Raw genomic sequence first — 11,867 nt, forward strand, 5'->3', positions numbered from 1 at the left:
TAATCGTCCCTAGATCGAGCTCAAAGGGCAGCGCATGTTTGGCATTTATGCTGCATTATCGACTATTTATGGGAATAACCACCTTGCTCGACGACAACAGCTTGCTTAGTCTCTGAGCAAGCTATAATACGGTAATTTTGAGCAAAGGGTATGACAGGAATCCTTATGATCTTCATATTATATTTCTTTATCTTTTTGATCAGGTATCACAACCTTTTCTTCGAACGACATAAGTATTGGGTATTTTAAATAGGCTTGATCATAGAAAGGGCTGTGCTCATACAGCCAATTTAAACGTGCATCAGGGTCTAGAGAAAATGCCTTGTCGTCATTAATTTTTTTATCAAACGCGAGTGCAAGCGTTGGCTTATCTTTTAGCATTTTACGAGCGTATGGAATTAACGCATAATTCTCCATGTATTCTGTTTGCTGAAAAATGGTGTTAAATTCACCCCACGCAAAAAATGAATCTGGTGCCTCCGGATGCAACAAATGCACCGCTAACTCACCTACTTTTTGTTGCGTTGTTACTTGATACCAACCATCCAAATCGATATTGATGACAGGCAAATAATCAAAACTAGCCGACACTCTAAAGCGACCTTCATAGGGAGCTTTATCAAACGAGTGCTCTGTTACCTTAGCCACTTTTAAAGGCTGTGTATTTGCCCCTTCTAGTTTATTAACAGAAACACCGTGTAACTTTAATTTCTCAATAATGTCACTGTACACTGGTGGAATAAAAAACGCCTTAGGTACTTCAACCGTGTGCTCTACATCTTTTTGCCAATAAATAGGTAAGTCAATATATGTATGTGCTTTACCTAAATACTTCACTTCATTTTGACCTGAGAGTGCATTCATGCTTGATGAATATTCAATACCTTTAAACTGTGCAATAGTGTCAGCCTGCTTGGCATAGCCACGCTTTACTATTAACTGTTTAGGAACAAATTCTTGTTCTTTTTTTACTGCATTAGCTAACTCGTGACTATGCGTTGAAAGTGCATTAATTACGCCATCTAAAAACACATACGTACCCAATACACGCTGTTTATAAGGCTTTAATGAATGATTTTCTACTAAAATAGTAGGGAGAGACTTTAAATCACCCCAACCGTTAGAATAACGAGGTGTTGCAACCCATCCCGCGAGGCCTTTTTTAAAGTCACGCTTATCCATAACAAAAACAAGTGGCCCAGGTGTGTGCCCTTGCTCAGCCAGCGTATTGTCAATCACCGGTTTAAAAAACTGATTTAATGTATCAGATACCGCTGGCGATTCGCTTGAAAAGACCGGATTGTAGCCATAAGTCACATCGTATTGGTAATCTGCGCCATCGGTTACATGTACATCAATGTATAAATTTGGGTTATAGTCGTTAATAACCTTTAAAACACTTCTAACTTCTGGAGTATCTAATTTAGTAAAATCGCGATTTAAATTAAGATTGTTCGCATTTGTTCTAAAGCCCATTTTAGCGGGGCCACGCTGATTGATCCGATTGAATACACTACTGCGTTCGTGCCCATCTACATTCAAAATAGGAATAAATAAGATATTTACCTTTTTTAGAATATCGCGGCGTTTGCCTGTCGCAATATCCCTAAGTAACATAAACATGGCATCTTTGCCGTCTATTTCTCCCGCATGGATCCCTGCTTGAATAAAAATAGTTGGCTTAGTGCTATTAGCCATTTTACCGGCTTCAAAAAAACCTTGCTCACTTGCAACTAGCATTTTAATTGCACGTTTACTATTGCTATAGCCTATTGTTTGCGATTTAAACTGAGTGGGGTTTGCAGCAACAAGCCTATCTACAAATGCCACAGTTCCTGCATAATCAGGTGAAATTTCACCACCAGACAACTCAAAGTCAGTTGTCAATGGACCCTGTTTTTGTAAAAGCTCTACGCTTTGGCCTTGCCACTTTATGAGAGGAGGCAAATGTGCGTCATACGCCACACTTGCAGATAAAAATAATAAACTTGCAAACATAAAAATCTCTAACAAACGCGTTAATTATATAAATTATATCAAGTAATTTTTTTTAAATGAGGAAACTGCGGTGATTCAACAAAAAAATGCAGCCAATTACATATCACACGTTCAAGTCCGTAATTTAGTATTATTAGTGTCTTTTAATTCAATGTATTAATATGCAAAAGCCTAGCTTTACTAACTCTGTAATCACTTTAGTTGTGAAAATAGTACTAACAGCAATAAATTAGTGAGCAATTATAGCGATAACATGTAAATAACCAGACGAAAATAACATAGGGTTGTCTCGGCAATTACTTCTTGCATCCTTACAGTCGATTACTAATACCAATCTGCTTATATATGGGGTCTATTTAACGTTAAGAAGATTACGCTAGAACTAGGCAAAATTTTTGTATCTAGTGTTCTAAATAAAAAAATTTTAAGGACGTTATAATGAAATTTAATTCGTTAAATTGCTCAAAGATTGATGCAAGTTGGTGTAAGTAACCTGAACGCTGGATAATAAATCTATCCCAAGCAGCTATTTTCAGCGCTAACTACGTTGAATTTACTTGCAATAGCCTAGCTATTGACGCGCAAATTCGCCTTGTTTTCACTGCAAATCTCTCGCTAGAGAAAATAAATTTAAATATCACCATTATTCAATACGTTCGTAAATCTCTTAACCAGAGTTCAGGTTAAGTAAGGTCACTCAAGGTTTAAGCACAAAAAAAGGAGCCATAGGCTCCTTTTTGATACTTATATGAAAAAGCTTAAGCCGCTAGGCCTTCTTTTGCTTTTTCTACAAGCGCTGCGAATGCAACTTGGTCATAAACAGCGATATCTGCAAGGATCTTACGATCGATTTCTACAGAAGTCTTTTTAAGACCGTTGATAAAACGGCTGTAAGACAGACCATTTTGACGTGAAGCAGCATTGATACGTGCAATCCATAATTGACGGAATGTACGTTTCTTCGCACGACGGTCACGGTAAGCGTATTGACCCGCTTTAGTAACAGCCTGGAAAGCTACGCGGTAAACACGTGAACGTGCTCCGTAGTAACCTTTTGCTTGTTTTAAAACTTTTTTGTGACGTGCACGTGCGACAACGCCGCGTTTAACTCTTGCCATTTCTAAAAACCCCTATTAAGCGAACGGTAACATACGTGAAACTAGACCATGGTCATTTTTATGAACCATCATCTTAGGACGTAGGTGTAACTTACGCTTAGACGTTTTCTTAGTCAGAATATGACGAAGATGCGCTTGTTTACGCTTGAAACCGCCAGAAGCAGTCTTTTTGAAACGCTTAGCAGCGCCACTGTGACTTTTTAGCTTATAAGCCATTGCAATAACTCCAATTGTATTGCTTTTAAATTAGTAAGTAGGCGTGAGATATATTTCTATAGCTCCACTTTTAGGCCTAACTTACTGCCATGTTCCGGTGAAGACCCAACATAAATGCTGCAATCTTACTTTAAGACCGGTTAACCTAGGTGAATATTTGCATATTAACTTGCAGACCTAGGCTAATTTCGGTGCGTATTATCGCTTAAAAATTATTTTTTAGCAACAGGCGCCATCATCATAACCATTTGGCGGCCTTCAACACGATTTGGGAAAGACTCTACAACTGCAAGCTCTTCTAAATCGGTTTTGATACGGTTTAATAATTCTATACCAATTTCTTGGTGAGCCATTTCACGACCACGGAAGCGGATGGTTATTTTAGCTTTATCGCCACCTTCTAAGAACTTACGTAAGTTGCGAAGCTTAACCTGATAATCACCTTCATCCGTACCAGGACGGAATTTGATTTCTTTTATCTGGATCTGCTTTTGCTTCTTCTTCTGCTCTTTCAGTTCTTTACTTTTTTCAAAGATGAACTTACCGTAGTCCATGATTCTACAAACAGGCGGCTCAGCATTTGGGCTAATCTCAACAAGATCAACACCCGCTGCGTCAGCCATAGTTTGTGCGTCTTTTAATGACTGAATTCCAGCTTGTTCGCCTTCAAGGTCAATTAAACGAACTTCTTGAGCTGTAATTTCTTCGTTAATACGATTTTTTTGGGCTGTTTGTTGCCCTTTCTTGCCGCCTCTAATAGTACGTTCCTCCAAGAATATTAATAATATAAGCGTGTAATTGGCTGTTTGTTATGCCTTACACGCTCTGTTTTTACTGTCGACTTTTAATTTCTTCGCTAATTTTAGCTACAAAATCGTCAACATTAAATTTGCCAAGGTCTTCACCTGTGCGCGTACGCACTGCTACTTCTTGCTGCTCAACTTCTTTATCGCCAACAACAAGTAAGTATGGAATACGCTTAAGTGTATGTTCACGGATTTTAAAGCCAATCTTCTCATTTCTCAAGTCAGCAGCGGCTCTAATACCTAATTTATTTAATTTTTGCACAACTTCTTTAACATAAGGCGCTTGTTTATCGGTAATATTCATAATTACCACTTGCTTTGGTGCAAGCCACGTTGGGAATAAACCGGCATACTCTTCTGTTAAAATACCAATAAAGCGTTCTATAGAACCTAAAATGGCACGATGTATCATTACAGGTGTACGACGTTCATTATTTTCTGCTACATAAGTAGCGCCTAAACGACCCGGTAATGCAAAATCTAGTTGCACTGTACCACACTGCCACGCTCTGTCTAAACAATCGTACAAAGTAAATTCAATTTTAGGACCGTAAAACGCGCCTTCACCCGGTAGGTAATCAAATTCAATATCATTTAGCTTAAGTGCATCAGCTAATGCAAGCTCAGCTTTATCCCACATATGGTCTTCACCAATGCGTTGTTCTGGGCGAGTTGAAAGCTTAACGACAATCTTCTCAAAACCGAATGTTTCATAGGTATCATAAACCATCTTAATACACGCTGACACTTCGTCCATTATCTGTTCTTCTGTACAGAAAATGTGAGCATCATCTTGTGTAAAGCCACGAACACGCATTAAGCCATGTAGTGCGCCTGATGGCTCGTTACGATGACAACAACCAAACTCAGCCATACGAAGTGGTAAATCACGGTACGACTTTAAACCTTGGTTAAAGATTTGCACGTGACCTGGGCAGTTCATTGGTTTAATTGCGTATTCACGCTTTTCAGACTCAGTGGTAAACATTGCGTCTGAATACTTTTCCCAGTGACCTGATTTTTCCCACAATGAACGGTCCATCATCATTGGACCTTTTACTTCTTCGTACTCATATTCGCGTAATTTTTCACGTACAAATTCTTCAAGTTCACGGTAAATGCTCCAACCATCGTTGTGCCAAAATACCATGCCTGGCGCTTCTTCTTGCCAATGCCATAAATCAAGCGCTTTACCAATGCGGCGGTGGTCGCGTTTTTCAGCTTCTTCAAGACGTTTTAAATACGCTTTAAGTTGCTTTTTATCGCCCCACGCTGTGCCGTAAATACGTTGTAGCATTTTGTTTTCTGAATCACCACGCCAATATGCACCTGCCACTTTCATTATTTTGAAGTTTTGGCAAAATTTCATGTTAGGAACGTGAGGTCCACGACACATGTCTACATATTCTTCGTGATGATATAAACCTGGACGATCATCTTTAGCAATGTTCTCGTCCAAAATTTCTATTTTGTATGTTTCGCCACGCGCTTCAAAAGTATCGCGTGCTTCTTGCCAGCTTACTGTTTTTTTCACTACGTCGTAGTTTGTTTTTGCAAGTTGCAACATACGCTTTTCAATTGCTTCAAGATCATCTTGTGATAATGAATGTTCAATATCGATATCGTAGTAAAAACCATTATCAATAGTAGGACCAATTGCCATTTTTGCGTCTGGGAAAAGTTGCTTAACTGCATGACCAATTAAGTGAGCACACGAGTGACGAATAATTTCAAGACCGTCATCGTCTTTTGCGGTGATGATCTCAAGGCGAGAATCTTCACTTATTAAGTCACATGCATCAACACGGTCGCCATTAACACGACCTGCAATGGTCGCTTTAGCTAAACCAGGACCAATATCGTTTGCAACATCAAGCGTACTTACAGGGTTTTCAAAACTACGTTGGCTTCCGTCTGGAAGAGTAATAACTGGCATTATAAATCCTTACTACAGTGGTGACACCTACAATGTATCACGTGTATTTTTATTAAATTAAATGAGAATGGCTCGACAACGCTTTTACGAATAAGCATTGACTAATTAATGTAGATGACGAGTCTGTTCAACTACAAGGATATATTGTCGCGTGCTGTGCATTTAATTACAAGTTTAAAGGGGTGAAATCCTCCAGTTTTGAGCACTAAATGCAGCTTTTAGTACAAAAAAAATCATTTAGTTAAAATATAAAAGCATCAACGCGCTAATTACACACCTACACCTATACCTACACTCGCATTTTAATGTGTGTTGCGTATAATACTGCGTAATTAAGTTATTTTAGAGAATAGACATGAGAACATGTGGTGTAGAAATTACCGGTAGTGATGTACTACTTTGTATTTTAAGTAAAGATAATGACGTATTTGATATTCGCGATGTGCGCCAAACACGCTTTACATTAGGTAACGGTAACAACACTGAAGTAATGCGTAAATTTCAATTCGATTTTGCAAAACTAATGCAAGATTACCAAATTGATTCTGTTGCAATCCGTGAGCGCCAGCCTAAAGGTAAATTTGCTGGCAGCGCAAAGGGATTCAAAATGGAAACTGCGATTCAATTAATTGACAATTTAGATGTACGTTTATTTACCACAACCGAAATTAAAGAACAGGTTAAGCGTAATCCTATTCCTATTGATTTTGAAGAAACGGGTCTTAAAAAGTACCAAGAAAATGCATTTGTAAATGCCTACGTTTATATAATGAAAAAAACATACCGCAGCGACGAAATGTAAACTCATTGCTCGTTTAAAAACGCGTACTTACTTTGTAAGACGCGTTTTTTTGTGCCTAAAAAACAGGTTCGGTTTTTATAAAACCACTAATACATTAGTCTAACCGCACTTCTCTTTGTCGACAATATGTGTTTATTTTAACTTTGTAGTTTAATAACTCACGCACATTTTCATGGAGAGAGCAATGCACACACACACTATTGCAGTAAAAGAAATAGAACAAATAAATCACTTACCGTTATCACAAAGCTATTTTAAAGGTATACAAAGCACACCTTTAACAAATTCAACTATCGGCGAGTACTTTGATTTTATTGTCGACAAAAACCCAGAAGCATTAGCTGTAGTAGTTCATCATCAGGGTATTCGCTTAACGTATAAAGAATTTCAACAAGAAGTTAATCAACTTGCTATGGGGTTGCTTGCCCTTGGCATAAAACCTGGTGAGCGAGTGGGTATTTGGTCTCCTAATAATATTGAGTGGTGCTTAACCCAATTTGCAACGGCTAAAATTGGCGCAATAATGGTGTGTATTAATCCAGCATACCGCCCTAATGAATTACAATATGCGTTAAATAGTGTTGAGTGTTCAACCCTCATTACGGCATCAAACTTCAAAGGCAGTGACTATTTAGAGATGCTTAATGGTTTAGCGCCAGAACTTGCAACTTGCGATAAAAACGAACTAAATTTAAAAGCACTGCCCACTCTTAAAAATATAATTCGCATTGGCGATGAAGCATCTTCAGGTATGTATTGTTTTAATGACGTTATTAACTTACCAACAGCAGCACATGCGCTCGAATTAAAAGCAATAGGTACACACTTAAATGCAGAGCAAGACATCAATATTCAATTTACATCAGGCACAACAGGCAGTCCAAAAGGCGCAACGCTTACCCATAAAAACATTTTAAATAACGCGCTATTTGTTGCCGAATCTATGCATTTTACAAGCGACGACAAATTATGTATCCCAGTCCCTTTATATCATTGTTTTGCGATGGTATTAGGCAGCTTATTGTGCGTAACTAAAGGCGCTGCGGCTATTTATCCTAGTGATTCATTTGATGCAAAAACTACCCTTGATGTAGTTCAGCAAGAAGGTTGTACAGCGCTGCACGGTGTACCTACTATGTTTATTAGTGAGCTTGAGCTGAGTAATTTTAACGATTATGACCTAAGTACTTTACGCACGGGTGTTATGGCAGGCTCTACATGCCCAGAGCAAGTAATGCGAAAAGTACAAACACAAATGAACATGCATCAAGTACTTATTGCTTACGGGCAAACAGAGTGCAGCCCCATAAACAACATTACCGAAACAGACTCCTCAATAGAACGGCAAGTAACGACAGTTGGCCGCGCTCTTGCACATACTGAGGTTAAAATTATTGACGAGCTGGGTAATATTCAAAAAATTGGCCTACCAGGCGAAGTATGTAGTAAAGGGGCAGGCATAATGCGCTGCTATTGGAATGACGAAGCTAAAACACAAGCCACTATAGATGAAGGCGGTTGGCTGCACTCTGGTGATTTAGGTGTTATGGATACTGAAGGATTTGTAAGTATCGTTGGCAGGATCAAAGATATGATTATTCGTGGCGGCGAAAACATTTACCCTCGAGAAATAGAAGAAGTACTTTACACCTACCCGGGCATTCAAGATGCTGCCATATTTGGTATAACAGATGAAAGGTATGGCGAGGAAGTGTGCGCTTGGATCCAACCAAAAGAAGATGTTCTGCTTGATGAGCAGGCAATTCGTGACTTTTTGAAAGACAAACTAGCCTACTTTAAAATGCCACGACATATCCGCTTTGTAGAAAACTACCCAATGACAGTAACAGGTAAACTGCAAAAATTTAAAATGCGCGAGCAAATGCAAGAAGAGCTAAGCGATAAGGCTTTCTCTTAATTTCTCCTCTATGGAAAACCCGTATTGCGAATAATAAATATACCTCAAGCAACTATTAAAAAGCACAGCCAATTGGCTGTGCTTTTTGTGTTTTGAATTTATTGTAAATCCAACATTCTCTTTTTTAAACGCTCTAAATCAATCGCACTTGAGCGTACTGTTAATTTAATATGACTGTATTCATATTCTTCTTTAACAACACTCATGCTTGACCGAATTTCGCCCACGATACCTTTGGCGGTGTAGGGTATAACAACCTCTTCTTCAATCATGTCCTCTTGAGCTATATCAACAATGTATTTATGCAGTTTACTAATGTCATCAGGGTTACGCGTAGAGGTCATCATTGCATCAGGAAACTCATCCATTAGCGACTGCTGCTGTTCAGTACTTAATTGGTCTGATTTATTCAGTACCAATAACTTTTTACTGCCTTCCACTCCAACTTCAGCCAAAACTTTATGTACTACTTCAAGCTGTGAGCGAAATGAAGGGTCAGATGCATCAACTACATATAACAATAGTGATGCATCATGAGCTTCTGCTAATGTTGAATGAAATGAAGCAACCAAATCATGAGGTAATTTTTTAATAAAACCAACAGTATCTGACACCAATATACGAGGCTGTGTGATCGGGTACAGCGCCCGAACAGTGGTATCTAGCGTTGCAAAGAGCTTATTTTCTCCCTCTACATCACTGCCGGTAATTGCACGCATCATTGATGACTTGCCCGCATTGGTATAACCAATTAAAGCCACTGAGAATAGCTCTGAGCGCTGCGTACGCCTGTCCATCATTACATCTTGAACACTAACAAGTTCGCGCTTTAGTTCTGCTAATTGATCGCGTACTTTACGACGGTTTAGTTCAAGTGTGGTTTCACCCGCACCTTTACCCATTTGGCGTTCTTTATCACCTGTGGATGTTTCACGAAGCCGTGGCGCTACATAATTAAGGCGCGCAATCTCAACTTGTAATTTTGCAGTTTTAGTACGCGCATGACGGCTGAATATCTCTATGATAATCCCAGTACGGTCAAATACTTCTACGCCTAACTGGTTCTCAACATTACGTAGTTGAGAAGGCGTTAAATCGCAGTCAAATACCACTACATCTGCACAGGCAAAATCAAGTTCGTCTGATGGGATTTCTGACGGCATGTCAGATAATGGATCGTCATCAAGAACATTTTCATCCTCTTGCTCATCTGCAGCGGAGCCTTTATTACCAGTAAGATGGGCTATTTCTGCTAGTTTACCTGAGCCAAGCACATTAACTTTTTGAGTAGAGCTTTGTTTTTGCGATTGCGTACCTACTACTTTAAACCCTAACGTAGTAACCAAACGCGCAAGCTCTGCAAGCGACTCTGTTGCTTCGTCACCTTTAAACTGTGGTGTACTAATAGAAATAAGTAACGCATTAGGAAGTGATGGTTTTGCAGTTAATTGCATAATTTTTGTGTGTTAATGCACCTGAAGTGCAAACCTATTTTTCATTCGAAAGTAACTTGATCCTACGCTGTTATAGCAAAGCTTTACAGCCTTTATAACTGACTATCAGTCATTATTATCAAAACACATCTTTACTGGCATTATAAATGACGTTATTTAGGTATCAGTAAAGGAGATATTAAGGGTACGTTGAAAATTCAACATACCCTGAGCACTTAACTTAATACCGCTCACTAAACTTGACGATAGTCTTTAAAAAAGCGTTTCATTTTTAGCATCGCATCCGACAAATCATCTTTGTTTGGCAAAAAGACTAATCTAAAGTGATCTGGCTCAGGCCAATTAAACGCCCTACCATGTACTAATAATATTTTTTCAGCTTTGAGCAAGTCAAACATCATTTGCTCATCGTCTTTAACATTAAAATACGCTGTATCTACCTTAGCAAACGCATATAGAGCACCCTTTGGTTTTTTACAGCTAATACCTTCAATTGCATTTAAACCACGCCAAGCTATATCACGCTGCTCGTATAAACGACCACCGGGATTAATTAAATTATCAATTGATTGCACGCCACCTAACGCTTGTTGAATAGCATATTGAGCTGGTACGTTTGCACATAAACGCATAGAGGCAAGTATATCTAGGCCTTTGCGTAAGTCGTCCATTACCGAAGTACGGCCACTCAACACCATCCATCCCATTCTAAGCCCTGCAGCACGATATGTTTTTGCCAAACCGTTAAAAGTAATAATTGGCACATCATCGCAAAGCGAACCTATAGACGTGTGCGTTACACCGTCGTATAAAATCTTCTCGTAAATTTCATCGCTCAATAACAGTAATTTGTGGTCTCGTGCTATATCGATTAATTGCATTAACAAGTCGTCGCTATAAACCGCACCGGTTGGATTATTAGGGTTAATTAATACCAATGCTTTTGTTTTTGAAGTGATTTTACTTTTTATGTCAGCAATATCTGGAAACCAATCTTGCTCTTCGTCGCATAAATAATGAACTGGGTTACCCCCTGATAGCTTAACCGATGCAGTCCAAAGCGGATAATCGGGTGCAGGAATAAGTACTTCATCACCATTATTGAGTAGCGCTTGGGTGACCATTTGGATCAGTTCACTTACACCGTTACCAATATAAATGTTATCAACGTCTAAATTATGTAACTTACGTTGCTGATAATGCTGATAAATAGCCACGCGAGCTGAATAGAGGCCTTTGGAGTCACAGTAACCTTGAGCTGAATATAAATTGCGGATAATATCGCGATGCATATCTTCAGGCATATCAAAGCCAAAAGCGGCTGGGTTGCCTATATTCAACTTCAATACTTTTTGACCTTCGTCTTCCATTTTTTTAGCTTGCGCTAAAACCGGTCCACGGATGTCATAGCATACACCTTCTAACTTATGACTCTTTTTAATATCAGACATTTTTACCTCTTTAGGGCGTATTGACTTTATGGATTAAATTTGTTCAACCTAGGGGCGATTTAATCGCGGCGCGAGATTTGTAACCTAGTGGGCTAAGTAAAAATTGAGTAACAAAGAGAAAATAGCCCCTAGGAAGAACCCATAGGGCAGCGCATGTTTGCCATTTAT

Annotated in this window: 9 protein-coding genes; 2 read left to right on the plus strand and 7 right to left on the minus strand. The window is 38.9% G+C overall.

Translation table 11 applies throughout. The features are described from left to right. Positions 1-177 precede the first annotated feature (177 nt). The 5 genes from CWB66_RS00105 to thrS all read right to left on the minus strand — a co-directional run bounded on the left by CWB66_RS00105 (position 178) and on the right by thrS (position 6,074). Positions 178-1,998, minus strand: coding sequence for a M14 family metallopeptidase (locus tag CWB66_RS00105; RefSeq protein WP_138583855.1), 1,821 nt, complete (start codon positions 1,996-1,998; stop codon positions 178-180). 758 nt (positions 1,999-2,756) lie between these two features. Further along, complete coding sequence (gene rplT / locus CWB66_RS00110) at positions 2,757-3,116, minus strand: 50S ribosomal protein L20 (RefSeq protein ID WP_002960711.1); 360 nt, start codon at positions 3,114-3,116, stop codon at positions 2,757-2,759. A 15-nt stretch (positions 3,117-3,131) separates the two neighbouring features. Next, positions 3,132-3,332 (minus strand): 50S ribosomal protein L35, encoded by a 201-nt coding sequence (gene rpmI / locus CWB66_RS00115; RefSeq protein ID WP_002960713.1) that lies wholly within the window; start codon positions 3,330-3,332, stop codon positions 3,132-3,134. Between the two features lie 212 nt (positions 3,333-3,544). Further along, entirely contained in the window at positions 3,545-4,105 is a 561-nt protein-coding gene (infC, locus tag CWB66_RS00120) for a translation initiation factor IF-3 (protein ID WP_077538071.1), read from the minus strand. Between the two features lie 58 nt (positions 4,106-4,163). After that, a complete protein-coding gene (gene thrS, locus CWB66_RS00125; RefSeq protein ID WP_138583856.1) occupies positions 4,164-6,074 on the minus strand; it encodes a threonine--tRNA ligase in 1,911 nt (636 codons plus the stop codon). Between the two features lie 355 nt (positions 6,075-6,429). Here thrS and CWB66_RS00130 point away from each other — a divergent pair, with 355 nt between their 5' ends. Beyond that, on the plus strand, positions 6,430-6,876 hold the full coding sequence (locus tag CWB66_RS00130) for a DUF3010 family protein (RefSeq protein ID WP_138583857.1): 447 nt from the start codon (positions 6,430-6,432) through the stop codon (positions 6,874-6,876). A gap of 184 nt (positions 6,877-7,060) precedes the next feature. Beyond that, the gene (locus CWB66_RS00135) at positions 7,061-8,794 is read left to right on the plus strand and encodes an AMP-binding protein (protein ID WP_138583858.1); all 1,734 of its coding nucleotides are present in this window, start codon (positions 7,061-7,063) and stop codon (positions 8,792-8,794) included. A 98-nt stretch (positions 8,795-8,892) separates the two neighbouring features. Here CWB66_RS00135 and hflX read toward each other — a convergent pair whose 3' ends face one another. After that, positions 8,893-10,248, minus strand: coding sequence for a GTPase HflX (gene hflX / locus CWB66_RS00140; protein WP_138583859.1), 1,356 nt, complete (start codon positions 10,246-10,248; stop codon positions 8,893-8,895). 233 nt (positions 10,249-10,481) lie between these two features. Further along, positions 10,482-11,699, minus strand: a complete 1,218-nt coding sequence (locus tag CWB66_RS00145) for a pyridoxal phosphate-dependent aminotransferase (RefSeq protein ID WP_138583860.1) — start codon at positions 11,697-11,699, stop codon at positions 10,482-10,484. Positions 11,700-11,867 lie beyond the last annotated feature (168 nt).

The organism is Pseudoalteromonas sp. S558, from assembly GCF_005886635.1.
In the GTDB taxonomy this organism is placed as follows: domain Bacteria; phylum Pseudomonadota; class Gammaproteobacteria; order Enterobacterales; family Alteromonadaceae; genus Pseudoalteromonas; species Pseudoalteromonas aliena.